Below are 24,756 nucleotides of genomic sequence, written 5' to 3' on the forward strand. Positions count from 1 at the left end.
GATAGGACTCCATCTCATGAATGCGTCCGGGTGTCGCCTGATCGGCATGGAACCAGCTTTCAAAATGCCGACGATAAGAACAGTTGGCGCGAAACGCATAGATACTGGCTCCGTTGACTTCACTGGCGCGGCTAATTGGCGGATGCCCGTGGGCAGCGACAATCATCATTTCCTCCGGGTAGACCGGCATACCGTCTAACCCCGGATGCATCACCGGCCCATCGACGAACGCAGCGCTGAGCGTGCCTTCCAGCACGCCGTCGGTCATGGTACCCGATGGTCCGGTCGCTAAATCAAACTGAATACGCGGATAGCGCTTGTTATAGCGTGCCAGCGTTTCGGGAATGCGGACGGCGGCGGTACTCTCCAGCGCACCGAGGGAAAACAACCCCTGCGGCTCGTCTCCGGCAACCACCATGCGTGCTTCATCGACCAGCGAGAGGATCTGCTGGCTATAGCGCAGAAAACTATGTCCAGCGGGCGACAGACGTAGCCGTTGATTCTCCCGGATGAACAGCTCAACGCCGAGATCCGCTTCCAACTGGCGAATGCGGGTCGTCAGGTTAGAGGGCACACGATGCACGCGCTGCGCCGCCTGGGTAATGCTGCCCGTCTCGGCAACGGCGTTAAACATCTCAAGCTGGGTTAAATCCATAGCATTCTCATATCGTGAATGGTTCGGTTAATATTATTCATTTTTCATAAACGGCAGGATAGGCGAAACTGTCACCACTGCGCAATTGATTGAGAGAGAAAAAAGATGACTTCACCTGCAACTCACGCCATCTCTATTAACCCGGCCAATGGCGAAACCATCGCGTCGCTGCCGTGGGCCACCGGCCCGGAAGTGGATATGGCTATTACGCTTGCTGATACGGCATTTCGTCAATGGCGCAAGACGGCAATTGAGCAGCGCGCCGATGCGCTGCGTGCGATGGGCCGTGTGCTGCGTGAACGTGGCGAAGAGATGGCACAATGTATTACCCGTGAAATGGGTAAACCGATTAAACAGGCGCGTGGCGAAGTGGCGAAATCGGCCCATCTGTGCGACTGGTATGCTGAACACGGCCCAGCGATGCTGGCGACCGAGTCTACCCAGGTTGAGAACAACCAGGCGGTGATTGAATACCGTCCGCTTGGCCCCGTTTTGGCGGTAATGCCGTGGAACTTCCCGCTGTGGCAGGTGCTGCGCGGGGCAGTGCCGATTATGCTCGCGGGTAATAGCTATCTTCTTAAGCATGCGCCTAACGTGATGGGCTGCGCGGCACTGATTGGCGATATCGTAACGCAAGCGGGTGTTCCGGCTGGTGTATTTAACTGGGTTAACGCGACTAACGATGGCGTGACGCAGATTATCAACGATCCGCGTATTGCGGCGGTTACCGTGACCGGTAGCGTGCGTGCCGGGAAAGCGATTGGCGCTCAGGCGGGCGCGGCGCTGAAAAAATGCGTACTAGAGCTGGGCGGTTCCGATCCGTTTATCGTCCTGAACGATGCCGATATCGATATGGCGGTGCAGGCGGCGGTGATTGGGCGTTACCAGAATACCGGGCAGGTCTGCGCGGCGGCGAAACGCTTTATTGTTGAAGCGGGCGTTGCTGAGCTGTTTACCGAGAAGTTTGTTGCGGCAGCGGCGGCGCTCAAAATGGGTGAACCGACCGATGAAGAGAACTATCTGGGGCCGATGGCGCGTTTTGATTTGCGCGACGAGCTGCATAACCAGGTGATGGCGACCGTTAGTGAGGGTGCATCTCTGCTGCTTGGCGGTGAACTGCTGAGTAGTGAAGGTAACTACTATCCGGCCACCGTACTGGCAAACGTGGCGCCGACCATGACCGCTTTCCGCCAGGAGATGTTTGGCCCGGTGGCGGCGATTACCGTCGCCCGTGATGCCAGTCATGCGCTGGCACTGGCCAATGACAGTGAATTTGGTCTGTCTGCGACTATCTTTACCGGCGATACGGCAGTGGCTCAACGTTTTGCCGATGAGCTGGAGTGCGGTGGCGTGTTTATCAATGGCTATAGCGCTAGCGATGCGCGCGTTGCCTTCGGCGGCGTGAAGAAAAGCGGTTTTGGCCGTGAACTCTCGCACTTTGGTCTGCGCGAATTCTGTAATGTGCAGACGGTCTGGAAAGATAGACACTAAGCGAAACGACGTAGCCCTTAGGCTCTGCTATACTCCCAGGCCGAAAATAGCCTGTGGGCAAGGAGTGTAAGTGGCTACGGTTATCAATAATGCCATGCTGACATCTATTCTTGATGATGTCAGGCCGCTGATTGGGCAGGGGAAGGTGGCGGATTATATTCCGGCACTGGCCTGCGTCAGCGGCAATAAACTGGGGATTGCTATCAGCACCGTCGACGGGCAGCATTTTAGCGCGGGCGATGCCAATGAACGTTTTTCTATCCAGTCGATCTCGAAAGTCCTGAGTCTGGTGGTGGCGATGAATCACTATCCGGCTGAGGAGATCTGGTCCCGCGTCGGCAAAGATCCTTCCGGGCAACCCTTCAACTCCCTTTTGCAGCTCGAAATTGAGCAGGGCATCCCGCGCAATCCGTTTATTAACGCCGGGGCGCTGGTGGTCTGCGATATGCTGCAGGGGCGGCTTAGCGCTCCGCGTCAGCGGATGCTTGAAATTGTGCGCAAGCTTAGCGGTGTATCCAGCATTGCCTACGATGCGCAGGTGGCGCGTTCCGAATTTGAACACTCGGCGCGTAATGCGGCGATTGCCTGGCTGATGAAATCCTTTGGTAATTTCCATCATGATGTCACCACGGTGCTGCAAAACTATTTCCACTACTGCGCACTGGAAATGAACTGCGTAGAACTGGCGCACACCTTCTTGTTTCTGGCTAACCAGGGGAAGGCGCTCCATCTCGATACGCCGGTTATCTCTCCGATGCAGGCTCGCCAGGTAAATGCGTTAATGGCAACCAGCGGGATGTATCAGAACGCCGGGGAATTTGCCTGGCGCGTGGGGCTACCGGCGAAATCCGGCGTTGGTGGCGGTGTGGTGGCAATTGTGCCGCATGAGATGGCGATTGCCGTCTGGAGCCCGGAGCTTGATGAAACGGGTAACTCGCTGGCAGGGGTCGCCGTGCTGGAAAAACTCACGCAACAAATAGGACGTTCGGTTTACTGATGGACGCGTTAGAAAGCCTGTTTGAACGACTGCAACGTTCACCGTTTCGCAGCCGTTTTCATCTGGGCGTAAAAGAACGGCAGTACTGTTATGACAAAGGGGCGGAGACTATCGACCAGCATGCGGCGGATTTTGTCGCGGGCAGGCTTGCTCCCGCCTGGCCCAAAAATGATGGTAAGCAAACGCCGATGCGCGGGCATCCCGTGTTCATTGCGCAGCATGCGACGGCAACCTGTTGTCGCGGTTGTCTCGAGAAATGGCACCGAATTCCTCAAGGGCAGCCGCTTAGCGCAGCGCAACAGCATTATGTGGTCAGCGTGATCCATCATTGGCTGGTGCTGCAGATGAATCGTCCCGATCGCTAACATTTATAGGTTTATTCTGAAAAGCTATCTATTCTGATAGGTTGAAGTGACATCGCTCGTTGAATATGATATGCCGGGCGACGTATCGGAATAAATTGTGTTATGAATGCATTTGGCAAGCAAATTACGAATAATGGGGTGACGGGTACCCGGTTTGTCAGACGAATGTATCTGATGCGGATGCTTGGCACCTTTTTGTGCTTCTTGCCTATTGTTTCTGTACTGATTGAACGTCATCAGCCGGTCTATTTTGAACTGCTGCTGGCGTGTAATGCCTTCATCTGGCCAACGGTGGCCTATCTTCGTGCTGTCAAAGCGCCCATTCCCCGCGATGCTGAATTTGAGAATCTGCTCTTCGATGCCGGAGCCGGGGGATTCTGGATAGCCATGATGGCGGTCAATCCGTTACCTTCGGTGACAATTGCCACGATCCTTTTGGCGGATAGACTTTCTGCCGGAGGGATCCCGCTGATGCGTAAAGCGGCGGCGACGATGCTCAGCGTCTTTGCCGGTACCTGGGTGCTTACGGGAATGCCGTTTAACGGATTCGTGTCACAGCAGACGATGCTGGCGACGCTACCGCTTATCTCGCTCTATTTGCTCGCCCTGAGCTTTATGACCGATAGCATTGCGGTGAAGCTGCGGCTGAAAAGCCAGGAGCTTGAACGTATTGCGATGCTCGATCCCCTCCTTGATATCGCGAACCGTCGTCTTCTTGAGCAGCGTATTGCCTGGGAACTGATTCGTCTCAAGCAACACTGCGGCCATTCGCTGCTGATGTTTATCGATCTTGATAACTTCAAAGAGATTAACGATCGTCACGGGCACAAAGTCGGCGACGTGATGCTGAAAACCGTCTCACAGATCCTGCAGATGGCGACGCGGGGGACCGATACGCCCGCAAGGTTGGGGGGAGACGAATTTGTTATCTTGCTGCCCGATACGTCACTGGAAGAGGGGCGCGGCATTGCGCAGCGAATTATGGATGCGACTGCGGTGGTGACGGAGCGTCCGGATCATCACCAGACGCTGACCCTGAGTATCGGTATTGCCGATGCGCTTCCTGATATGCATGAAGTTTCTGATTGGCTACAGGCGGCGGATAGCGCGCTGTATGAAGCGAAGCGTCGCGGGAAGAATCAAATATTTGCCCACTAAAGGCATAAGAATATCCAATGAAAAAAGGCGTTGTGTTATCAAATTGTTAGCGTAATAGTAATGCGCATATCAACAAGGAGAAGAACATGACCGCGATTTTCACCCTACACACCTTTTCTGAGGCCGACATTCTTGCCAATCTGGCGCCACTGTCTGACGTTCTCAGTAACTGCGTCAACGGCGGCGCTTCAGTTAGTTTTATGCAGCCTTTCAAACCTGATACGGCGCTGGCTTTCTGGCAGCGTATGGCAGCAAGCGTAGGGCGTGAAGAGCGCGTGGTGCTGGTGGCAAAGAACGTCGAGCAGAATATTGTTGGCACAGTGCAATTAGTTGTCGACCAGCCTGAGAACCAGCCACATCGCGCTGATGTGGCTAAGCTGCTGGTGCATGAAAGCGCGCGCCGTAGCGGCATTGCCCGCGCTCTGATGCAGCGTCTGGAGGAGATTGCCGCGGATGCGCAGAAAAGCGTGCTGGTGCTGGATACCGCCACGGGTAGTGGCGCTGAGACATTCTATACGCGCTGTGGCTGGCAGAAAGTCGGCGAAGTCCCGCGCTATGCCTATATGCCTGATGGCGAACTCACGGCAACCTCTATATTTTACAAATTTTTATAGATTCACTATTTATTCTCTCACTTTTGATCAAAACAGGGTTTCATAAGCGGAAAATCTGATAAGTTATTAGACCAATTGAGCAGGTTGTATGACTAATCCAGAAAGGAACCCATTGTGAAAACACTGAACCGCCATGATTTCCCCGGTGCCCAATACCCTGAACGTATTATCCAGTTCGGCGAAGGCAACTTCCTGCGCGCCTTCGTTGACTGGCAGATTGACCTGCTGAACGAACATACCGACCTGAATTCTGGTGTGGTGATCGTTCGTCCTATCGCGAGCGATTTCCCGCCATCTCTGAGCACCCAGGATGGTCTGTACACGACCATCATTCGTGGTCTGAATGAGAAGGGTGAAGCCGTCAGCGACGCGCGCCTGATTCGTTCTGTAAACCGTGAAATCAGCGCCTATGCTGACTATGCCGAGTTCCTCAAACTGGCACACAACCCTGACATGCGTTTTGTGTTCTCCAACACCACCGAAGCGGGCATCAGCTACCATGCGGGTGACAAATTTGATGATGCGCCAGCGGTAAGCTACCCGGCTAAACTGACGCGTCTGCTGTTCGAACGCTTCACCCATTTCAACGGTGCTGCGGATAAAGGCTGGGTGATTATTCCTTGCGAACTGATCGACTATAACGGCGAAGCACTGCATGAGCTGGTGGTGCGTTATGCGCAAGAGTGGGCGCTACCGGCAGCATTCATGACCTGGCTGAATGAATCTAACGCTTTCTGCTCAACGCTGGTGGACCGTATTGTTACCGGCTACCCACGTGATGAAGCGTCTAAACTGGAAGCAGAACTCGGCTATAAAGACGGTTTCCTCGATACCGCTGAACACTTCTACCTGTTTGTTATTCAGGGGCCTAAATCACTGGCCAGCGAACTACGCCTGGACAAACTGGCGCTGAACGTGCTGATTGTCGACGACATCAAACCGTATAAAGAACGTAAAGTGGCTATCCTCAACGGTGCGCACACGGCGCTGGTTCCGGTAGCATTCCAGGCGGGGATTGATACCGTGGGCGAAGCGATGAACGATGCTGAAATCTGCGCGTTCGTTGAGAAAGCCATCTACGAAGAAATTATCCCGGTACTGGATCTGCCAAAAGACGAGCTGGAGTCTTTTGCCAGCGCGGTGACCGGCCGTTTCCGTAACCCGTACATCAAACACCAGCTGCTCTCCATTGCGCTGAACGGCATGACCAAATTCCGTACACGTATCCTGCCGCAGCTGCTGGCAGGGCAGAAGGCGAGCGGTAAACTGCCAGCACGTCTGACCTTTGCGCTGGCAGCGCTGATTGCCTTCTACCGCGCAGAGCGTAACGGCGAAGCATACCCGGTGCAGGACGACGCGCACTGGATTGACCGTTACCAGCAGCTGTGGGCTCAGCATCGCGACCAGCAGATTAGCACCACCGACCTGGTGAAAGCGGTGCTGTCCGTGAGCGATCACTGGGAACAAGATCTTACACAGGTTGACGGATTGGTCGAACAGGTTGCAGCTGACCTCGACGCTATTCTGACTCAAGGCATGCGCAAAGCCGTACAGCCGCTCTGCTAATTTATCTGAAGTCCGAACCTAACCCGGCTCCGGCCGGGTTTTTTTATAACGGGGTCCACTTGGAAAACGGGAATCATCCTGGATGGGAATCGGACGTTTTGACAAAATCGATAAAAGCGCGAAGCGGAGGCGGCACCAGCTTGCGCCCCGAATAGTCAAGAAACGGCCCCGTAAAGGTCTGCCACCAGGGTTCAAGTATGGGCTCGAGCCGCCCGCTTTCCAACCACGGCTGAAGCCATGCCTCAAAAAGATAGATAACGCCCACGCCTTCCGCTGCCATCGCGACGCCCATATCTACAGCGCTGCCCCCGCTATAGATCAGCGGGCCATGTGGGTCTATGTGGTAAATCTCCCCGTCACGTTGGTAAGTCCAGCGTTCCAGATTCCCTTTAGCAAAACGGCCGCGCAGGCAAGGCAGCTTCAGTAAATCATGGGGATGCTGAGGACGCCCAAATTGTTCGAGAAGCGCAGGCGCAGCAGCCGTGGCAAACCGCTGCTCGCGTGGGCCAATCGGGATGGCAATCATGTCCTGCTCCAGTCTCTCGTCATAGCGAATACCGGCATCGCAGCCCGCAACCAGAATGTCAATGACGCCACTTTCTGCCACCACTTCCACGCTAATGTCCGGGTAGCGTTGCAGAAAACGCGTCAGCAATGGGGCCAAAAAAAGTCGCGTCGCATTAACCGGAACGTTCAGCCGCAGATTTCCGGCGGGTTTGTCCCGGGATGACGTTACCGTTTTTAACGCCAGAGAGAGCTCGGCAAAAGCAGGTGTAATACGCTCCAACAACTGAGCGCCTTGCTCGGTGACCGATACGCTGCGCGTAGTGCGGTGCAGCAGACGAACACCAAGGTGTGTTTCCAGCCGTCGTACCGCATCGCTTAAGCCTGAAGGACTTAGCTGCAGTAATCGCGCCGCTTCGCGAAAGCCTCCGGCATGCGCTACCGCTGCAAAAGCTTTCAAATCGCCCAGTTCATCCGTTGTGCGCTTTGGCATATTGGTTTTCTCTATAGCCGCGGGAATTATGCGATTATGCACCTCATTGTCCGTTTTATCGAACAACCTGTGCGAACTTAGCGGTCTTATCTGCCGGACAACATACGACTATGATCATTCCCATCAACCCCACAGGAGAGAATCATATGTCTACGCAAAAACATTTAGCGCTTGTCACTGGCGCCACTTCCGGTATCGGTCAGGCATTCGCTCGCCGGCTGGCAAATAAGGGTTACAACGTGATTGCCGTTGGTCGCCGTCAGGAACGCCTGGATGCGCTGGCCGCTGAGTTTCCGGCGGGACAAATTCGTGGCGTGGTGGCCGATTTAAGCTGCGCTGAAGGCGTTAACCGCATTCGCGAGCTTTGCCATGATGAACCTCTGGCGCTGTTAATCAACAACGCAGGTGTCTCTCACTATATGGGCTTTACCGCGCTGCCGCTGGAAAAAGCACAAGAGCTACTGCAGGTAAAAGTGGTTGCTCCGACACTTCTGGCGCACGCCGCGGCACCGGGTATGGTGGAACGAGAAGAGGGCACCATCATCAATGTCGCTGGCATGTTGGGATTTGGTGCCACAGCACCGCTCGGTCAGGCAGCAGGCCGTGCCACTTATGTCGCTTCACTGTCGCATCTGATTTCGCTTTCGCTGGCTCTGCATGAAGAACTGACGCCTGCAGGCCTGAAGGTGCAGGTGCTTTGTCCGGGGGTTGTTGCTACAGAATTCCACGAGCGGCAGGGGATGGATCTTAGCGCCATTCCGCGTATGACGGCTGAAGATGTCGTCACCGCCAGCCTGCGCTCGGTAGAGCTGGGAGAAATGCTTTGCGCGCCGGGTGTAGAAGATAAGTCGCTTATCGATCAGGCGCTACAACAGAATTTACTGGCGTTTGGCGGGCAGTCGCCTGCGCTGGCAAGCCGCTACCTATAAACGTAGCCCGGACGAGGCGAAGCCGACTCCGGGATTACACGATACCTTCTAATAGAACATTAATTAGTTACAACATACAGTTATTGCCTTCTCTATATCCCCGCTTTAACCCCGTGCAAACAAAGCTAAACAGCACAAAAAGGGCCCCACTAGCATACCATCACCCCCTTAGTACCGCTTGAATACATGACCAAGATCACGTTTAATACACAACTTATTAACCTGATTGAAAAACTCATGATCGTTCGTCCTAACCAGCATTGGCTGGCACGCATTTTCGTCTGGCACGGCTCTGTACTGCCAAAAATCTTCTCTCGCTTACTGCTCAATTTCCTGCTGTCGATAGTCGTGATCCTCATTCTGCCGTGGTATTCCTCGTTAGGCTTCAAGCTTACCGTGGCACCGTTTAGCATTCTTGGCGTGGCTATCGCGATATTTCTCGGCTTCCGTAACAATGCCTGCTACTCGCGTTACGTCGAAGCGCGCCAGCTGTGGGGACAGCTAATGATTGCCTCCCGGTCTCTGCTGCGCGAGGTGAAAAACACCCTCCATGACGACCCACATGTGGGGGAGTTTGTTCGTTTGCAAATCGCGTTTGCCCATTGTCTGCGCCTCACGCTCCGCCGCCAGCCTAATCGTGTTGTGCTGGCTAAATACCTCTCTGAAGCGCACCTGGCCCAGGTGCTAGCTGCCCAGTCGCCGGCTAACCGTATTCTGCTTATCATGGGAGAATGGCTGGCCGAACGCCGCCGCTCCGGGGCACTGTCCGATATACTGTTCCACAGCCTCAATATTCGTCTCAACGATATGTCTATCGTGCTGGCTGGCTGCGAACGTATTGCCAATACGCCGGTGCCGTTTGCCTATTCGCTGATCCTTCATCGCACCGTTTATCTGTTCTGCATTATGCTGCCGTTCGCGCTGGTTGTTGACCTGCACTACATGACGCCGTTTATCTCGGTGCTGATTTCGTACACCTTTATCTCGCTCGATACGCTGGCGGAAGAGCTTGAAGAACCCTTCGGTATGGAAAATAATGACTTACCGCTGGACGCTATCTGTAACGCTATCGAGATAGATTTGCTGCAAATGAATGATGAGTCGCAGATACCCGCCCGGATCATCGCTGATAAATACTATCAGCTGAACTAAGAGAGGCATCAATGACCGTCACATTTCGTCCGGTACAGGCAGAAGATAAAGCGCAGTGGCTGGCGCTATGGCAGGGCTATTGCGGGTTTTACGCCAGTAGCGTGCCTGCGGACGTTACCGAACACACCTGGCAGCGTATGTTAGATCCTCAGTCGCCCATTTTTTGTCGTGTGGCGCTGGTTGAAGGGCAGCTGGCAGGCTTTGCGCTTTGCGTATTGCATGAAGGTACCTGGGTTACGGCGCCTATCTGTTATCTGGAAGACCTGTTCGTTGACCCTGCATTCCGCGGTAACGGGGTAGCGCGCTCGCTCATACAATTTGTGCTAAACGAAGGAAAAGAGCAGGGATGGTCACGCTTCTATTGGCATACGCGTATTCATAATCCGGCGCGTAAGCTTTATGATGAGTTTGTCACCGCTGATGATTTCGTACGTTATTCTGTTACGCTTTAAACTAAACAAACAGAATAAATCATTAAGGTTTTCCATGTTTAATGGTTGCACCGACATAAGGAGAATCAGAATGGAAAAAAGAATCGAAACTGCCGTGAACATCATTGTGTTCATTTCACTCTTCGCAACCGCTTGGGACTTATCGCTGGTTCGCGCCTTCAACTGGTAGCACTTAACCCCCGATAACGCACTCCTGTTCGGGCGCAGACTACGGCTGCGCCCTTAAGCAGCGGACGAATCTTCAGATAATCAACGGCTTTTAGGCTAATTACCCACAAGGTTGTGCACCGTTTCTGTGGATAACATTTCTGGCTAATGCTCGATTGCCATTCCCCGGAAGGTTTTGCGCCATTCCACCGGGCTGACGCCCAGTTTCTCGCGAAATATCTGGCGGAAGGTGATGGAAGATTGAAATCCTGACCGTTCCGCAACCTGTTCGACGCTGAGTTCACTGCTTTCTAGCAGCGTCTGGCTGCGACGCAGACGTTCAGTGGTTATCCATTCACCAATCGACATGCCGGTCGCTTTTTGGAAATGGCGAGTCAGCGTGCGACGGCTCATCGCCACGCGCTCGGCCAGCATATCAATCTGATGTACCTGTTGAAGATTATCCTGCAGGTAGGCCAGAAGTTGGTTAATGCGGGTATCCTCGGTACGGTGTGGCACCACCTGTTCAATGTACTGAGCCTGTCCACCTTCACGATAGGGTGGCGTCACCATTCGTCTGGCTATCTGGTTAGCTGCACGGGCACCAAAACGCTGACGAATCACATACAGGCAGCAGTCCAGCGCGGCGGCAGTCCCGGCTGAAGTGATGATACCGTCGTCATCGGTATAGAGGACGTTGACATCAAGTCTCGCCTTCGGAAACAGCTGCTCGAACGCTTTTTCATATTCCCAGTGAGTGACGGCACGCCGATTGTCGAGTAGCCCAGCATAGGCCAGGGCGAACGTTCCAAGGCATAGGCCAACCAGCGTTGCACCATTTTTGTGGGCGGCAGTTAGTCCCTCCAGAAGGGCTATTGATGGTTTTTCATCCACATGCCGCCAGAAGGGAACAATCACGATATCGCAGTGGGCCAGGGCCGAAAAATCGCTATCGGCTTGAACCGCTGTTCCTTCTTTTGACCACACCAGTCCCGGCGTTTCGGCGCAGATAAAGCGGGTGAAACGAGGCTGCTCGCTCACGCTGTCGCCAAACAAAATCAGCGGCACAGAGAAATGAAAGGTACTGAAACCCTCGCTCGCAACAATCGCAACCGTGGTGGTGGTCATAGGGTTAATCTCCGCTATAAAGTGACAGTGTCACCATCATCTGGGGCATGGACGACATCTGCCATCATATTATCTTCAGCATAGGTACGTAGGGCGCGGCGGGTGACTAAGCAGTGGTTTACCGCTTCCATATGGGTGGCCACAATCTGCGCTTGCGGCAGAAGATGGTGCGCTTTCAATACGTCTTCCAGCCCAAAGATGATTGGGCCAAACCCCAGCACATGCGCCCAGCCGGTGTTCATGATAACGACACCAGGCTGATACCGACGCATGTTATCCGCTACATCCTCAATCCAGATAGAATCCCCCACCAGGTACAGCGTTTTCTCCGTGGGATGCTGGAAAATTACCCCGCAGGCTTCGCCCAAACGTTCAGCCAGTTCAGGAACCGCGTAAGCTTCATCAGAACCATGCTGGCCGTCAGTTTTAGTCAGCGTGATATCGCCGAAGGTACTGGTTGCTGAAAGTTGCTGCAACCGGGTAAAGCCCTGCTCGCGAAGCAACGCTTCGTCACGGTCGTTCTGAACATAAATGAGCATTGATTTTGGGATGACGCTTGCTGCGGTTTCATCCCAGTGGTCGGGGTGAGTGTGGGTCACGATGATGGCATCGACATCCAGCAGTGCGTCAATTTCACACGGTAATTCCACCATAGGGTTGCGAACCTCCGCACGAGCGGTGCCGGGAAAACCGGGATATGTGTCTTTCGGTGCCAGCATAGGGTCAATCAAAAAACGTTTTCCAGCATAGGTAATCAGCTGAGTGGCATTGCGGATCTGGGTAATGTTCATTGTGGCATCCTCGTGTTCGGTTTCGATAAACACATTATGCGCATTACGATGCTACTACGCCGCTGGCTAAAAGCCAACATTCGATGTAATTGGGCCATTTTGGCGAGCGTTTATGCCATCACGGCATGGGAATCATGAAAAATGAGTATGGAATTTGGTCTGTTGGGCCGTAGACAGGGTCGCTAAATTGTATTTATCATACAAATAAATTAAGCCATAGCGCACATGCGTTCCACTCATTCACTCGTGGGTTTACGATTATGACCGCCGAAGTTAACGCTCTCATCCTGCTTGCACAATGTAATGAATCTAAGGGCTTTTACCGCCGAGCTTTACGCCTCTGGCAGGAGATATCGACGCATTTCGATGCGACGAAAGATCAGTGCCGCTTAGCGTGGGAGAAAATAAGCGCGTGTCATCTTCAACTGCAAATCAATACGCCGCGTGAGGTGGTGACTCGTGATAGCCGAAAGCAGGACGTTGAGCGCGATAAATTACGCATTCAGCAGCTGCTCTCACAGGGGCATAGTATTAAAGAAGTACAGCATATAACCGGAAGGTCGATTGCCTTTATCTATAAGTACAACCCCAGAAATAAAACCATCCATTAATAGCTTGAAGGCGGAACGCCGAATGCCTGACGAAACGCATAGCTGAATGCGGCGGTGCTGGAATATCCCACCTCCAGCGCTACGGCGGTGACGTTTTTATTTTTCTTCAGATGAATGACCGACTCCAGAAGCCGCATTTTTTGTTTCCATGCGCTGAAGGGCATGCCGGTCTCTTTCTTAAAATGACGGGAAAACGTGCGGGCGGACATGCCAAGATGATGAGCCCAGTCTTCCATCGCATGTTCAAGACTCGGTGACTCCTGAATGGTTCTGCACACCTTGATAAGTGCCGCATCGTGTGGCCAGGGCAGCATTAGTTCAACTTCTGGCAGCTTCAAAATCACATCAAGCAACACGCTCACCAGCTGACCTTCCTTAGCGCCAATGTCATAGCACTCGGGCGTGGTGGTTGTCGCGTAGTGGATGAACTCGCGAACAAAATCGCTGATGGCCACGACCTTACATTCGTCGATCGATTCCGGTAAAAAATCCGGGTCGATATCCAGATTCTCCAGATAGACGTCATCCAGCGCCCATACCGCGTGTTCGGTGTTATGCGGGATCCAGATACCGTAATGCGCGGGGATCACCCAGCATTTCCCCGCCACATCGATACGCATACTGCCTTTACGTGCAAAATGAAATTGCGCGAAGCTATGGCTGTGCCTGGCGACGTGATTGTTTGCTGGTAGCATGTAAGAGCGAAAGTAGACCGACTGCGGCAGCTCTTTCATTGAGTCATCTTGCGATGAAAACCACTGTTTAGCCTGCTGAAGGGAGAAAGGAAGGGTACCGTCCATCATTATGGCATCTGTTCGATAAATATTGTCCTCACATCATAATACATACCATCGTCTTATCCATAATAATCTTCTGCACATCATATTGACTCGTTTATGGATAAGAAACATGGCCACGGTTTGCTCAGATGTAATTAGCATTGATGAATTGAACGATAATTGGTCGCGAATGGGAAACGACCTGCTCAGTCAGGCCGATATTAAAATCAATGGTGCCCGGCCATGGGATATTCAGGTTCACCACGCTGATTTCTTTAAGCGTGTATTTCAGCAGGGTTCGCTGGGGTTAGGCGAGAGCTATATGGAAGGTTGGTGGGACTGCGAGCGTTTGGATATTCTGTTCTGCAAAATCCTGAAAGCAAAACTGGATAAACAGGTTCCCGGTAACCTGAAGGATATTTTACGTGTTGTCAGCGCGCGACTGTTTAATCTTCAGTCGCGCAGCCGATCATGGATTGTCGGCAAAGAACACTACGATATCGGCAACGATCTTTTTGCGTTGATGCTCGACCCGCACATGCAGTACTCCTGCGGCTACTGGCGTCATGCACAAACGCTGGAAGAAGCGCAAAATGCCAAGCTCAAAATGATCTGCGAAAAACTGCAGCTTGAGCCCGGCATGCGCTTGCTGGATATCGGCTGCGGCTGGGGAGGGCTGGCAGCCTATGCGGCGCGGAACTATGGCGTTAGCGTGGACGGCGTGACCATTTCGCGCGAACAGCAAAAACTGGCGCAGCAGCGCTGTGAAGGGCTGGATGTGAATATCCTGCTGCAGGACTATCGCGACCTCAATACCACCTACGACCGGATTGTGTCAGTCGGGATGTTTGAGCATGTCGGGCCAAAAAACTACGAGACCTATTTTAGCGTTGTTGACCGCTGCCTTAAACCTAATGGACTGTTTTTGCTACATACCATCGGGAGTAACCAAACCGGACTCAGCGTAGACCCGTGGATCAACAAATACATCTTCCCGAACGGCTGTCTACCGTCGATTCGCCAGATTGCGAGCGTCAGTGAATCGCGCCTGGTGATGGAAGACTGGCATAACTTTGGTAGTGATTACGACAAAACGTTGATGGCATGGCACGAACGCTTTAACCAGGCGTGGTCGGGTTTGTCGTCCAACTACACGCCGCGTTTCCGTCGGATGTTCAACTACTATCTGTGCGCCTGCGCTGGCGCGTTCCGCGCCCGTGATATTGAGCTCTGGCAGGTGCTGTTCAGCCGTGGCACTGAGGGTGGCATGTACGTCTATCGTTAATTGCTTGTCACGTCGCCTTCGGGCGACGTACTTCTGATTTAATTCCTTTTTATTGGTTCCTATCTTCATATCTCTGCGTTAAATACAATATTTTGTGTTTTATGCAGCCTTCCTATTTTTATCTCTTAATTCTATAATATTGGGTATTAACCTAAATAATCATGGATAAGCCACGTTATGATGGATTTATCACTTAGCAAACCCGCAGAAATTGTAAAGCTGCTTTGCGGTCGACTTCGCCAGGAAAGGCTTTCACAGCAAATGACCCAGGCCGACCTCGCGGCTCGCGCCGGTGTTGGGGTCAACACGGTCTCTAACCTGGAAGCAGGGCGTAACATCAACTTTGATAGTCTAGTCAGGGTGGCCATGGTGCTGGGGTTCGCCGACGAACTGGAAACGTTATTTAAGCCAAAGATTGAGAGCCTGGACGATATCCTGCGCTATGAAAAAAGCGCCACGCGCCATCGGATAAAGAGGAAGCACGACGATGCCTGACCGAATAGAGATATACTACGAAGGCTGGGGAGAACGCTGGCTATGGGGGCGACTGGTTTCCTCTACTGCACTGACCGGGCGGCCAATGATTGCCTTTGAATACAGCGAAGAGGCGGTGCGAAAAGGGCTGGAGTTAGCCCGCTTGACGTTACCGCTCAATGGCCCACGCCTGCGTCGGGATTTCCCTGCCCACCAGCTTGGTCTGCCGGGCCCGGTTTACGACGCACTGCCCGACGGTTGGGGGATGCTACTGATGGATCGCCTCTTCAAACGCCGGGGACTCAACGCCGCGCGCATTGGGCCGCTGGAGCGTTTGACCTATATCGGTAATGGCGCGATGGGCGCAATGACTTTCCATCCTCTCCAGGCCGATGACTCGTTAGCGACGAAAGATAATGTTCCACTTGCCCAACTGGCACAGGAAGTTCAGGCCGTACTGAGCGGTGAAGGTGGTCAGTTTCTACAAAAGCTGCTGCAAATGGGGGGCTCGCCTCAGGGGGCACGCCCAAAGGTGCTGCTGTATCGTCATCCGCAAACGGGGCTGTTTACGACGATCGCCGCACCCGAACTTGAAAGCTGGCTGGTGAAATTCCCGGCGAAGCAAGAGCACCCGGAAGTGTGCGCCATTGAAGCCGTCTACGGTGAGTGCCTTCGTCAATGCGGTATTTCCGCGCCAGACACCGCCTATTTTGCGTTGCCGGACGGGCAGACCGCTTTTGCCAGTAAGCGCTTTGACCGCCAGGACGGGATGCGCGTGCCAATGCAAAGTCTTGCCGCGTTTACCGGCGCAAACTATCAGATTGCCGGGTCGTTGGATTACGTTAACTTCCTACGCGCCACTCATTTGTGTACGAATGATGTTCGGGGGAAGACCCGCGCCTTTGAGCGGGTGCTGTTTAACGTTATCTTTAATAACCGCGACGATCACCCAAAGAACTTCGCCTATCTGATGGCGGCAAACGGCCAATGGTCGCTGGCTCCCGCTTTTGACGTTACCTACAACGATGGGCCGGGTGGCTATCATCAGATGGACGTGATGGGGGAAGCATTGGATATCGAACGTCAGCATATGATGGCGTTGGGTGAGCAGGAAGCTGAACTCACTCTGGCAGAGATTGACGAAAAAATAGAGGCGTTTAGCACGGTAGGTGACGCGTTTGCGGACACCGCAAGGTGGTTGTATCCAGACCAGATTACTGAAGAGACATTAAGCCAGATTCAGCGACAGATTCGAGATAATATCAGTCGATTAAAAAAGCCTCTCTGACTATCAGTACCAACCGATCCCCTCGCTACGTCGGGGAATAGGTGAGGGGAACCTACATCGCCCCCCTCACTTAACTTACTCAAAACATCGCATACAGCAGCGCCGAAACGGTCAACACCCCGCTCGCCATCACCATCACTGAGATAAACCCTCGCATCGCTTTCAGCGCCGGACGCGTGAAAATTAACCAGGTTGGGATCACAAACAGGAAGATCGCAATTAACGGCCCGCAGAGCGTTTCAATCATATTAATCACGTCGGGATTCAGATAAACCACCACTGAGGTGACGATAAACATCAGCACCGAGGTGATTAATTTAACCCGCTTAATATGGCTGGTCCGTTTAATGTTGAAGAGATCGGTCGCCAGCACGTTAAAGGTTTCGGCAACCGGCATTGAAATCCCTAAAAATGATTTCGTCATGCCCAGAATGGCAATAAACGGTGCCAGATAGAGCAGCGCACTCATGCCGCCATTGCCGCCAATAACTGACAACACGTTCAGATTCTGGTCTTTCGCCATCTCAAAGATTTCACGCGGCGTACTCAAAATACAGCTCAGCACGAAGAAAATAATGCTGAAGAAAATTAAGCCATAAGCGCGGCGAATAACCCGCACGGACTGTTCTTCGCCACCGTTACCCGGTTCACGATACCAGGAGGCCAGCGCGGGAATCAGCGGCGCCGAGCACAGAGAGAAGGCGATAAGCGGCAGCGTTAGCCACAGATCTTTCAGCGCACTGCCAGGGGTTGAGGTCTGCGTTTGCTGCCAGGCATGGGTGATGTTTTCTATGTTCCAGGCCGGGATCTGTGAGACGGCGATAACGATGATAGCAATGGCAAACGGCAGAGCCAGCGCACTCATGGTACTCACGACTTTATCGCGACCTTTGCTCAACACCAGGTGGAGAATAAGCAGAACGATCAACGTGAGCGTGGCGCGGTTAATGCCGACAATGTGCAGGCGGTCGCTCAGAAAGTGGCTCAGCGCATTTACCAATGACACGGCATAGACCAGCGTAACCGGGTAGTGCGCCACGCAGAAAAACAGCTTCATGGCCTGACGGCCTTTTGGGCCAAAGAACGAGCCAAACAGCGGCAGCGTATGGTCGTTCCCATCGTCCTTCTGCTGGTCGCGCATAAAGACCCGGCAGATAAGCACGTGTGGTACGAGCGATAGTGGAAATCCCAGCAGGAGTAGCAGAATAAAGATAAGCGGGCCGCGAGTACCGATTTCAACCGGTAGGAAAAGCGTGCCTGCACCCACCGTTGCGCCGTAAACACCCATCATCCAGATGGTATCTTTTTTCGTCCATTGAGGACGAGATATCGCTGTTTCTTTAGTCATAGTACTCATATATACCGAGAATAACGCGGACGTTAATGGAGGAGCTATTGGGGGTAACTTAAGCGGAAAATATAAAAGGATGGAAAACGATTTCTTATTGTATGAGGCTATTCTGGAAGCTTCTTTTCGATACTACTGGTTGCGCGATAAGCCCCGCAAGTATTTTTTGGTATTTACTGGAAAATTCAAGAGGTTTAATAACACCTTTTACATCGCTATAACTTCTTGTCATTTATAGTAAAGGAATCGACGACAGTTCGCCGATTCCATTCTCTATTTAATTACCCCAGCGGCTTTTTAAATAATCCACAGCCTGCTGCGTTTGCGGCTGTTCGAGGTAACCCTCACGGAACAATATTGTGCCATTGATATTGGTGGCGGACTCATTCATATCAATTTGCTTTTTCAGCTCTGGCACGCCGCCCTGGACCGTCCAGTCCGGTTCATTTTTCGACGGTTCACCCACTTTATACAGCGCTATACCGATGTACAGGCGGGTATTGGTTGGCTTGACGACGTCCGCCCACCATTTCGCCAGAACATCATAACGCGCGGCATCACGAGCAAACGGCCAATAGAGCTGCGGCGCAATATAGTCGAGTAAACCCTGTTGCACCCACTGGCGCGTATCGGCATAGGATTCATCATAAGCAGCAGCGCCACGGGTGTCGGAACCTGCGGGGTCGTGCGAACGATTTCGCCATACTCCGGCCGGGCTCACGCCAAATTCGACGTTCGGGTTGAGCTGCTTAATGGTGTGCGAAACCTGCGAAATCAGCTGCTGGGTGTTGTGGCGTCGCCAGTCGGCTTTTGAGGCAAAACCCTGACCGTACTGGCGATAGGTCGTGTTATCGTTCAGTGATGAAGCCGGAGTTTCGGTGTAGAAATAGTCGTCAAACTGCACGCCATCAACCGGGTAGCGGGAGACAACTTCCGCCACGATACTGGTTATCCAGTCACGAACTTCCGGAATACCTGGGTCTAGCACGAAGCGGTCTCCCGCGGTGCGGATCCAATCGCGATGCAGGACGTAAACGCTCGGCGGTGTCATCGACAGCGTATTGTTCAGCGCGGTAACCGTTGAAGGCTTGATATTGGTGGAGACGCGGTACGGGTTGAACCAGGCATGAACCTTCATGCCGCGCTTGTGCGCTTCATCCAGCATAAACTGTAGCGGGTCGTAGCCTGGATACTGACCAATGGTGCCCGTGAGCGTTTCAGACCATGGCAAAATATTAGACTGCCACAGTGCCGTTCCATCCGGTTTTACCTGGAAGAAAACGGTATTAATGCCGAGGCTTTTCAACTTATCAAGCTTGTCGCGCATCGCGGCCTGCTGCTGGATAACGCGCTGCATACTGCTGCTGGCGTTAATTGAGCTAATCGGCGGCCAGTCGAGACGAGACACCGTTGCGAGCCAGACGCCGCGCATTGGCTCATTATTCTGCTGGGTTTTGCCGGTATTCACGCCAGAAGGCGTTTTAACGGGGGTTTTTGAGTCGCAGCTGACCAGAAATAGTGCGGCGGCAATCAGCGCGGCGGCTTTTTTCGTTTTTGACATTCGGGAGAAACTAAAAGAACTGAGAGTCATAGGTGCCGTTATTCGGGTTATCGCGAGTGGCAAATATTTTCGTACTATTCACGGTGAAGTCAATCAATTAGCTACAGTGATATCACACAAAATGATAAGCATCATTCCGATATGTCATTTGCCTTATTTCTGCCAGTTTTTTATTGTTGATGCTTATTCATCCTGACAACAGCAAGGGAAGTCCTATGCCTGAATATTCACAACCTGTTGATACGCATCTTGCCTGGACATGGCAGGGCAGCGCCGAACCTGAAGCGCTTGAATTGACGCGTATCGCCGTCCCGCAGCTCGCGGCGGGCGATGTTCTGGTTCGCAACGCGGTTATCGGACTTAATCCGGTTGACTGGAAGGTATTCAGTCCGGGGTTGGTTGACTGGGAAAAGGGTCATGTCCCCGGCGTTGACGGCGCGGGAACGGTGGTCGCGCTGGGCGAGGGTGTCGATCAAAGCTGGCTGGGCCAGCGTGTGGCGTATCACCAAAGCCTATTGAAGCCTGGTAGTTATGCGGAACATACCCCCGTTGCCGCTCGTGCCCTGATGCGCTTGCCTGATTCATTGAGTTTTGAAACGGCGGCAAGCCTTCCTTGTCCGGCGCTAACGGCGTGGCTGGCTATTGAAAAGCTGCCGATAATTAACGGAGCGCCGCTGTTGATTAGCGGTGCCGGAGGTGCCGTCGGTCACTATCTTGTGCAGTTTGCAACAGCGAGAGGATTTGCGGTTACCGCGATGTGCAATCCCCGTCACTGGCAGCGCCTGCAGACGTTGGGCGCGCAAACCTGCATCGCCGGGCCATTGCCTTCCGGCAACACGTGGCCAGAGGAAAAAGCGGCAACGTTCTTTGCAGTGATTGATAGCGTTAACGAGGATCATGCAGCTCGTCTGACTCCCGCGCTCAAGGCAAATGGTCACATCATCGCGATTCAGGGGCGGTTGACGGAGTGGCCATGCGCGCCGTTTGGTCGCACGTTGTCGATGCATGAAGTGGCGCTCGGCGCACTCCACTGGTTCGGAGATGATGATGCCTGGCATCAGCTAACGGCGGCCGGAGAAAAAATTATGTTGGATCTGGCGACGAAGCGTTTAGTGGCAGAGGAGACGGTGGTCTCTGATTTTGACAAACTGCCCGCGCTGTTAAATCAACTTCGTCACCGTCAGTTCAGTGGAAAACCGTTGATTCTCGTTAACCCTTAGTTCGCCCCGTTCCCCACGGATTAAACGCCGGTTCTTCCGGCGTTATTTCCACGTCACCGGTCAATGAGTCCAGATAAAGCGCTTCCACTTCGGCACGGGCCCACGGGGTACGTCGCAAAAATTTAAGGCTGGATTTAACGCTCGGGTCATTCTTAAAGCAGTTGATGTTAATCAGCTTGCTCAGTTGCTCCCACCCATAACGTGCTACCAGCGCATTGACCTGCATTTCCAGGGTTACGCCGTGCAAAGGATCTTTAGAAATATGTTCTGTCATGGGAGGTCCGTTAAAATTGAGGCCAAAATGATGTGCGAGGGAAGGTTACAAGAAAGCTGAGCATCCGGCAATGGCGCAGGTACGCATGTTAAATTTGCGCTCAATTTTAAGGCGGTTGTACGCGGATTCTGACGTACGATGGCACTGGTAAAATATCAGAATTCACACAGCGCACGGAAAAACACTAAATTCATTATAATTCATATCGTTACATTATTACCGTTAGTTATTTAAGTGACGTTGTCACATTTTTGTTATTTCTGAAAGATGATAAGAATGGCAATGCTACAAGTATCTGGGGGTTACGAATACCTGCATCCAGGTTCTATGATGTCGTGAATAACACGATAGCGAACAGGAAAAGAAGACATGTTGAAATATGCGTCATTGCTGGTAGCGTTACTACTGGTTGGCTGCGCCAATACCCCGAACCTGCCGCCGACTGAAACGATCGTGGCGATTAAACCGATTGATTCCGGCATTATTGCCAGCTCTGAAAAACACAGTTATCGCTTTTTCCGTGAGGGGATGCCGCAGGAATATCAACGCTATAACACGTTTTATCAGCGCTTCCATCAGCAGGCATCCGGCGTGAGGGTGAATTTTGCGGTTAAGGATCATGAGGTCACGGCTGAATACATGGTGGTGATTGATAAGCGTAATGTGGATGCCAACCAGCAAACTATTCTGCGCAATGAGTACAAGGCAACAACTCTTGATAACGACCACCTTGGCGTGATGTTTAAAGCCAACGGGTTCTGGTCCTCTTCTTACGCAGAAGAGTTGGCGGCGCCTTACCGGCTAGAGCAGCCAATTGTGGTGTCGATCAACGATAAAACCCAGTCGCTGACCACTGCGGGGAGTATTGCACTAATTCCATTACTCCCATTATTCCCGCTGTTTATGATGTACGGCTGCGCCACCGGGCCATGCGTATAAGGTCAGCGTGTGTCGGCAGAATAGGGATATTGAGGGATAGTGCTGGTAGTCACCCATTACTATCCCCCGATATTAACGCTATTCCTTAACTGCCGCCGGAAACGACCCAGCAAGCCATTCCAGGAAAACTCGAAGCCGGGGAGGCACATGGCGATTTTGCGCGTAGACCACGTGAAAAGGATAGGGAGCAGGACGCCATTTACCGAGTATTTCTACCAGCGCACCGGCAGCCAGCGCTTTTTTTAGCGAGTAGGTAAAGGTCTGCACAATTCCCAACCCGGCTTCTACCGCGGCAATATGCGCATTGCTCTCATTAATGCCGAGATGATGTTCCGCTTTTATCTCCATTTTTTCCCCGTTGTGTTCAAAGCGGAATGGAAATGCTCTTCCGCTGGCGGGGGACAAATAGCTGATAAGACGGTGCCCATTTCTGAGCTCATCAGGGTAGGCGGGGACGCCGTAGCGTTTCAGGTAACCTGGCGTGGCGCAGGTAATGATCGTCGCATCACCGATTTTTCGTGCGATAAGCGAAGAGTCCTCCATCGGGCCGCCTCGGATAGCACAGTCAATATTGCCACTAATAAGATCCGAAGGTTTATCCGCGACCTGGAGATCGATACGAATATCCGGGTAGATGGTCATGAAATCTGCTAGCAACGGCACCAGAACGTCACGTGCGGTTGAGCCGCCAATCGCTATCCGTAGGTGACCTTTGGGCTTAGTGCTGGAGGTTTTAAACGACGCATCAATCTCATCCAACTCCGTCAGAATACGCAGCGCTTTATCATAATATTCCAGCCCCTCAGGCGTGACGGTAATGCGTCGCGTGGTGCGCTGTAGCAGGCGTGTCCCCAGATGCGCCTCAAGCTGTTGAATCGTTTTGCTGATGGTGGCATTGGGCATGTCCAGTGAGTCTGCGGCGCGGGTAAAACTGTTCGTTTCGACAACGCGCGTAAAGACTTTGAGGGCTGAAAATCGATCCATTATTCACATTTTCCCGACGATAAAGCGCCATTATTCACACAGGTGAAGAGTGTTTTTCATTTTGCTGTATTTTTCTGCATAGGTTAACAACGCTAAAGTACCAACCGTACTGAGACGACTGATTATCTCTGTAAGTCGATGACTCAATTAGCATATTCATACTTTAGTTAAGGAAATGCATCATGAATAAGAAACTTTCGGAAAAAATTGCGTTAGTAACCGGTGGTACTTCAGGTATTGGCCTTGCAACAGCACAAGTGTTGGTTGAACAGGGGGCGAAAGTGTACATCACCGGACGCCGCCAGGAAGAGCTGGATGCTGCCGTGGCGTTAATCGGCCCTGCGGCGAAAGGGATTCGCGCGGATGCTTCCGTGTTAAGTGACCTCGATACCGTGTTTTCGACGATTGCGAGTGACGTGGGTCGTCTCGATGTGCTGTTCGCTAACGCCGGCGGTGGTGACATGATGCCACTCGGAGCCATCACAGAGGAGCATTTCGACCGGATTTTCGGCACTAACGTACGCGGTGTTCTGTTTACGGTTCAGAAGGCGCTACCGTTGTTAACCCCTGGCGCCTCGGTGATCCTGACCGGCTCCACGGCCGCAGTGAAAGGCACGGCGAACTTCAGCGTTTATAGCGCCAGCAAAGCCGCGCTACGCAGTCTGGTTCGCTCATGGGCGCTTGATCTGAAAGATAGAGATATCCGCATTAACGTCGTGAGCCCAGGCCCAATCCGTACGCCAGGTCTTGGCGGGTTGGTAGATGAAGAACACCGGCAGGGACTGTTTGATGCTCTCGCCGCTGGCGTGCCGTTGGGCCGTTTGGGTGAACCTGAAGAAGTGGGTAAAACCGTCGCGTTCCTCGCATCCGATGATTCACGCTTTATTAACGCGGCTGAAATCTATGTTGACGGTGGTCTGGCGCAAATTTAGCGTTCAGACGCGTTATAACTGAGGGCCCGAGGATATCGTCGGGCCTTCGGCATTATTAAATATGTGCGGAAATGGTGCAGAGAGAAGGGGGGACGCCTATTTTTGTTGTCAAATTGCGGACTTAACAGCCATCAGCGTCCTTTTTCGAATCCATCCGCTCCCTGCCCGAATTGCCAGCCAGTAAGCCGTCATTTTCAGCTGAGTGGCTTGATCCGGACAGTAAATGAACGTCTCAGTTTGCAGCTCATAATGTCCTTCTTCCACTTTTTTTACTCGGTAGCGCAGTAAAAGCTTTGCGCTGCCCGGCATCACTGGAGCCAGATAAGCATCAGTATCCGGCACATTCTCCAGTCCAAAATCAGCGCGCCAGAATTGCCCACGCAGCCCGTAGCAGAGCTCGGATGCTGACTTTTCCAGAAGCGTAAAACTGTCCAGGCCAAAGCTGCTAACCGTCTGGTGTTGTTTATTGCGCCGGAATTTTTGCGGTAGTTGTCTTACCGACATCAATAGCCGGATGACGGCGTCCTGCTGAATATCGAATGTCGCTATTAACGGCAGAATTTTTTCAGGCGAGTGCGTTTTGATAACCGTCTGGTGTCTTTCATGGAACTGAAACTGT

General features: G+C 52.7%; 26 protein-coding genes. 16 read left to right on the plus strand and 10 right to left on the minus strand.

What is annotated here, in order from left to right; all coding sequences use genetic code 11:
• On the minus strand, window positions 1-655 hold a 655-nt coding region (locus GKAS_RS14490), incomplete at its 3' end, for a LysR family transcriptional regulator (protein ID WP_035895098.1).
• A 105-nt stretch (window positions 656-760) separates the two neighbouring features.
• Between GKAS_RS14490 and sad the strand changes: the two genes are divergently transcribed.
• From sad to GKAS_RS14520, 6 genes are all read left to right on the plus strand, one after another.
• Window positions 761-2,146, plus strand: a complete 1,386-nt coding sequence (gene sad, locus GKAS_RS14495; protein ID WP_035895099.1) for a succinate-semialdehyde dehydrogenase — start codon at window positions 761-763, stop codon at window positions 2,144-2,146.
• A 70-nt stretch (window positions 2,147-2,216) separates the two neighbouring features.
• The gene (glsB, locus tag GKAS_RS14500; protein ID WP_035895100.1) at window positions 2,217-3,143 is read left to right on the plus strand and encodes a glutaminase B; all 927 of its coding nucleotides are present in this window, start codon (window positions 2,217-2,219) and stop codon (window positions 3,141-3,143) included.
• Window positions 3,143-3,508: a DUF4186 domain-containing protein gene (locus GKAS_RS14505; RefSeq protein WP_035895101.1), complete on the plus strand. Its 366-nt coding sequence runs from the start codon at window positions 3,143-3,145 to the stop codon at window positions 3,506-3,508. Before glsB ends, GKAS_RS14505 begins: the two co-directional genes overlap by 1 nt.
• Window positions 3,509-3,673: 165 nt before the next feature.
• The gene (locus GKAS_RS14510; RefSeq protein ID WP_035895102.1) at window positions 3,674-4,666 is read left to right on the plus strand and encodes a sensor domain-containing diguanylate cyclase; all 993 of its coding nucleotides are present in this window, start codon (window positions 3,674-3,676) and stop codon (window positions 4,664-4,666) included.
• A gap of 86 nt (window positions 4,667-4,752) precedes the next feature.
• Complete coding sequence (locus GKAS_RS14515; RefSeq protein ID WP_035895103.1) at window positions 4,753-5,280, plus strand: GNAT family N-acetyltransferase; 528 nt, start codon at window positions 4,753-4,755, stop codon at window positions 5,278-5,280.
• Between the two features lie 114 nt (window positions 5,281-5,394).
• Entirely contained in the window at window positions 5,395-6,846 is a 1,452-nt protein-coding gene (locus GKAS_RS14520) for a tagaturonate reductase (RefSeq protein WP_035895104.1), read from the plus strand.
• Between the two features lie 73 nt (window positions 6,847-6,919).
• Here GKAS_RS14520 and GKAS_RS14525 read toward each other — a convergent pair whose 3' ends face one another.
• Complete coding sequence (locus GKAS_RS14525) at window positions 6,920-7,843, minus strand: LysR family transcriptional regulator (RefSeq protein WP_035895105.1); 924 nt, start codon at window positions 7,841-7,843, stop codon at window positions 6,920-6,922.
• A 146-nt stretch (window positions 7,844-7,989) separates the two neighbouring features.
• Here GKAS_RS14525 and GKAS_RS14530 point away from each other — a divergent pair, with 146 nt between their 5' ends.
• The 3 genes from GKAS_RS14530 (at window position 7,990) to GKAS_RS14540 (ending at window position 10,376) form a co-directional block, all read left to right on the plus strand.
• On the plus strand, window positions 7,990-8,772 hold the full coding sequence (locus tag GKAS_RS14530; protein WP_035895106.1) for an SDR family NAD(P)-dependent oxidoreductase: 783 nt from the start codon (window positions 7,990-7,992) through the stop codon (window positions 8,770-8,772).
• Window positions 8,773-9,009: 237 nt separating this feature from the next.
• Complete coding sequence (locus GKAS_RS14535) at window positions 9,010-9,924, plus strand: bestrophin family protein (RefSeq protein WP_035895123.1); 915 nt, start codon at window positions 9,010-9,012, stop codon at window positions 9,922-9,924.
• 11 nt (window positions 9,925-9,935) lie between these two features.
• Window positions 9,936-10,376, plus strand: coding sequence for a GNAT family N-acetyltransferase (locus tag GKAS_RS14540; protein WP_035895107.1), 441 nt, complete (start codon window positions 9,936-9,938; stop codon window positions 10,374-10,376).
• A gap of 312 nt (window positions 10,377-10,688) precedes the next feature.
• On the opposite strand, the gene GKAS_RS14545 is transcribed toward GKAS_RS14540, so the two are convergent.
• Both GKAS_RS14545 and GKAS_RS14550 read right to left on the minus strand, forming a co-directional pair.
• A complete protein-coding gene (locus GKAS_RS14545) occupies window positions 10,689-11,651 on the minus strand; it encodes a GlxA family transcriptional regulator (protein WP_035895108.1) in 963 nt (320 codons plus the stop codon).
• Window positions 11,652-11,665: 14 nt separating this feature from the next.
• On the minus strand, window positions 11,666-12,442 hold the full coding sequence (locus GKAS_RS14550) for an MBL fold metallo-hydrolase (RefSeq protein ID WP_035895124.1): 777 nt from the start codon (window positions 12,440-12,442) through the stop codon (window positions 11,666-11,668).
• Window positions 12,443-12,702: 260 nt separating this feature from the next.
• On the opposite strand from GKAS_RS14550, the gene GKAS_RS14555 reads away from it, so the two are divergent.
• The gene (locus GKAS_RS14555; protein ID WP_035895111.1) at window positions 12,703-13,053 is read left to right on the plus strand and encodes a hypothetical protein; all 351 of its coding nucleotides are present in this window, start codon (window positions 12,703-12,705) and stop codon (window positions 13,051-13,053) included.
• Here GKAS_RS14555 and GKAS_RS14560 read toward each other — a convergent pair.
• Window positions 13,050-13,856: a helix-turn-helix transcriptional regulator gene (locus tag GKAS_RS14560; RefSeq protein WP_051910772.1), complete on the minus strand. Its 807-nt coding sequence runs from the start codon at window positions 13,854-13,856 to the stop codon at window positions 13,050-13,052. The two genes, GKAS_RS14555 and GKAS_RS14560, sit on opposite strands and share 4 nt — an antisense overlap.
• Before the next feature lie 106 nt (window positions 13,857-13,962).
• On the opposite strand from GKAS_RS14560, the gene cfa reads away from it, so the two are divergent.
• From cfa to GKAS_RS14575, 3 genes are all read left to right on the plus strand, one after another.
• Entirely contained in the window at window positions 13,963-15,117 is a 1,155-nt protein-coding gene (cfa, locus tag GKAS_RS14565; protein WP_035895112.1) for a cyclopropane fatty acyl phospholipid synthase, read from the plus strand.
• 180 nt (window positions 15,118-15,297) lie between these two features.
• Window positions 15,298-15,612 (plus strand): helix-turn-helix domain-containing protein, encoded by a 315-nt coding sequence (locus tag GKAS_RS14570; RefSeq protein WP_035895126.1) that lies wholly within the window; start codon window positions 15,298-15,300, stop codon window positions 15,610-15,612.
• On the plus strand, window positions 15,605-16,879 hold the full coding sequence (locus tag GKAS_RS14575; protein ID WP_035895113.1) for a type II toxin-antitoxin system HipA family toxin: 1,275 nt from the start codon (window positions 15,605-15,607) through the stop codon (window positions 16,877-16,879). The genes GKAS_RS14570 and GKAS_RS14575 overlap by 8 nt, the downstream gene beginning before the upstream one ends.
• Before the next feature lie 79 nt (window positions 16,880-16,958).
• On the opposite strand, the gene GKAS_RS14580 is transcribed toward GKAS_RS14575, so the two are convergent.
• Entirely contained in the window at window positions 16,959-18,227 is a 1,269-nt protein-coding gene (locus tag GKAS_RS14580; protein WP_181814568.1) for an amino acid permease, read from the minus strand.
• A 277-nt stretch (window positions 18,228-18,504) separates the two neighbouring features.
• On the minus strand, window positions 18,505-19,788 hold the full coding sequence (locus GKAS_RS14585; protein WP_035895115.1) for a glycoside hydrolase family 10-like protein: 1,284 nt from the start codon (window positions 19,786-19,788) through the stop codon (window positions 18,505-18,507).
• 215 nt (window positions 19,789-20,003) lie between these two features.
• Here GKAS_RS14585 and GKAS_RS14590 point away from each other — a divergent pair, with 215 nt between their 5' ends.
• The gene (locus tag GKAS_RS14590; protein ID WP_035895116.1) at window positions 20,004-21,008 is read left to right on the plus strand and encodes a zinc-binding dehydrogenase; all 1,005 of its coding nucleotides are present in this window, start codon (window positions 20,004-20,006) and stop codon (window positions 21,006-21,008) included.
• On the opposite strand, the gene GKAS_RS14595 is transcribed toward GKAS_RS14590, so the two are convergent.
• Entirely contained in the window at window positions 20,998-21,282 is a 285-nt protein-coding gene (locus GKAS_RS14595) for a VF530 family protein (RefSeq protein WP_035895117.1), read from the minus strand. The genes GKAS_RS14590 and GKAS_RS14595 overlap by 11 nt on opposite strands.
• 369 nt (window positions 21,283-21,651) lie before the next feature.
• Between GKAS_RS14595 and GKAS_RS14600 the strand changes: the two genes are divergently transcribed.
• Window positions 21,652-22,221: a hypothetical protein gene (locus GKAS_RS14600; RefSeq protein WP_035895118.1), complete on the plus strand. Its 570-nt coding sequence runs from the start codon at window positions 21,652-21,654 to the stop codon at window positions 22,219-22,221.
• A gap of 78 nt (window positions 22,222-22,299) precedes the next feature.
• On the opposite strand, the gene GKAS_RS14605 is transcribed toward GKAS_RS14600, so the two are convergent.
• The gene (locus GKAS_RS14605; protein ID WP_035895119.1) at window positions 22,300-23,205 is read right to left on the minus strand and encodes a LysR family transcriptional regulator; all 906 of its coding nucleotides are present in this window, start codon (window positions 23,203-23,205) and stop codon (window positions 22,300-22,302) included.
• Between the two features lie 182 nt (window positions 23,206-23,387).
• On the opposite strand from GKAS_RS14605, the gene GKAS_RS14610 reads away from it, so the two are divergent.
• Window positions 23,388-24,137: an SDR family NAD(P)-dependent oxidoreductase gene (locus tag GKAS_RS14610; RefSeq protein WP_035895120.1), complete on the plus strand. Its 750-nt coding sequence runs from the start codon at window positions 23,388-23,390 to the stop codon at window positions 24,135-24,137.
• 108 nt (window positions 24,138-24,245) lie between these two features.
• Here GKAS_RS14610 and GKAS_RS25115 read toward each other — a convergent pair.
• On the minus strand, window positions 24,246-24,756 hold a 511-nt coding region (locus GKAS_RS25115; RefSeq protein ID WP_035895122.1), incomplete at its 5' end, for a hypothetical protein.

The organism is Kluyvera ascorbata ATCC 33433 (assembly GCF_000735365.1).
GTDB lineage: Bacteria > Pseudomonadota > Gammaproteobacteria > Enterobacterales > Enterobacteriaceae > Kluyvera > Kluyvera ascorbata.

Bases quoted from the DNA above. Each gene is read 5' to 3' on its own strand.
- GKAS_RS14510 (WP_035895102.1), top strand. From the start codon at position 3,674: ATGTATCTGATGCGGATGCTTGGCACCTTTTTGTGCTTCTTGCCTATT.
- GKAS_RS14595 (WP_035895117.1), bottom strand. From the start codon at position 21,282: ATGACAGAACATATTTCTAAAGATCCTTTGCACGGCGTAACCCTGGAA.
- GKAS_RS14535 (WP_035895123.1), top strand. From the start codon at position 9,010: ATGATCGTTCGTCCTAACCAGCATTGGCTGGCACGCATTTTCGTCTGG.
- GKAS_RS14525 (WP_035895105.1), bottom strand. From the start codon at position 7,843: ATGCCAAAGCGCACAACGGATGAACTGGGCGATTTGAAAGCTTTTGCA.
- GKAS_RS14575 (WP_035895113.1), top strand. From the start codon at position 15,605: ATGCCTGACCGAATAGAGATATACTACGAAGGCTGGGGAGAACGCTGG.
- GKAS_RS14505 (WP_035895101.1), top strand. From the start codon at position 3,143: ATGGACGCGTTAGAAAGCCTGTTTGAACGACTGCAACGTTCACCGTTT.
- sad (WP_035895099.1), top strand. From the start codon at position 761: ATGACTTCACCTGCAACTCACGCCATCTCTATTAACCCGGCCAATGGC.
- GKAS_RS14555 (WP_035895111.1), top strand. From the start codon at position 12,703: ATGACCGCCGAAGTTAACGCTCTCATCCTGCTTGCACAATGTAATGAA.
- GKAS_RS14585 (WP_035895115.1), bottom strand. From the start codon at position 19,788: ATGTCAAAAACGAAAAAAGCCGCCGCGCTGATTGCCGCCGCACTATTT.
- GKAS_RS14570 (WP_035895126.1), top strand. From the start codon at position 15,298: ATGGATTTATCACTTAGCAAACCCGCAGAAATTGTAAAGCTGCTTTGC.
- GKAS_RS14600 (WP_035895118.1), top strand. From the start codon at position 21,652: ATGTTGAAATATGCGTCATTGCTGGTAGCGTTACTACTGGTTGGCTGC.
- cfa (WP_035895112.1), top strand. From the start codon at position 13,963: ATGGCCACGGTTTGCTCAGATGTAATTAGCATTGATGAATTGAACGAT.
- GKAS_RS14610 (WP_035895120.1), top strand. From the start codon at position 23,388: ATGAATAAGAAACTTTCGGAAAAAATTGCGTTAGTAACCGGTGGTACT.
- GKAS_RS14560 (WP_051910772.1), bottom strand. From the start codon at position 13,856: ATGATGGACGGTACCCTTCCTTTCTCCCTTCAGCAGGCTAAACAGTGG.
- GKAS_RS14545 (WP_035895108.1), bottom strand. From the start codon at position 11,651: ATGACCACCACCACGGTTGCGATTGTTGCGAGCGAGGGTTTCAGTACC.
- GKAS_RS14580 (WP_181814568.1), bottom strand. From the start codon at position 18,227: ATGACTAAAGAAACAGCGATATCTCGTCCTCAATGGACGAAAAAAGAT.
- GKAS_RS14590 (WP_035895116.1), top strand. From the start codon at position 20,004: ATGCCTGAATATTCACAACCTGTTGATACGCATCTTGCCTGGACATGG.
- GKAS_RS14540 (WP_035895107.1), top strand. From the start codon at position 9,936: ATGACCGTCACATTTCGTCCGGTACAGGCAGAAGATAAAGCGCAGTGG.
- GKAS_RS14550 (WP_035895124.1), bottom strand. From the start codon at position 12,442: ATGAACATTACCCAGATCCGCAATGCCACTCAGCTGATTACCTATGCT.
- GKAS_RS14530 (WP_035895106.1), top strand. From the start codon at position 7,990: ATGTCTACGCAAAAACATTTAGCGCTTGTCACTGGCGCCACTTCCGGT.
- GKAS_RS14515 (WP_035895103.1), top strand. From the start codon at position 4,753: ATGACCGCGATTTTCACCCTACACACCTTTTCTGAGGCCGACATTCTT.
- GKAS_RS14605 (WP_035895119.1), bottom strand. From the start codon at position 23,205: ATGGATCGATTTTCAGCCCTCAAAGTCTTTACGCGCGTTGTCGAAACG.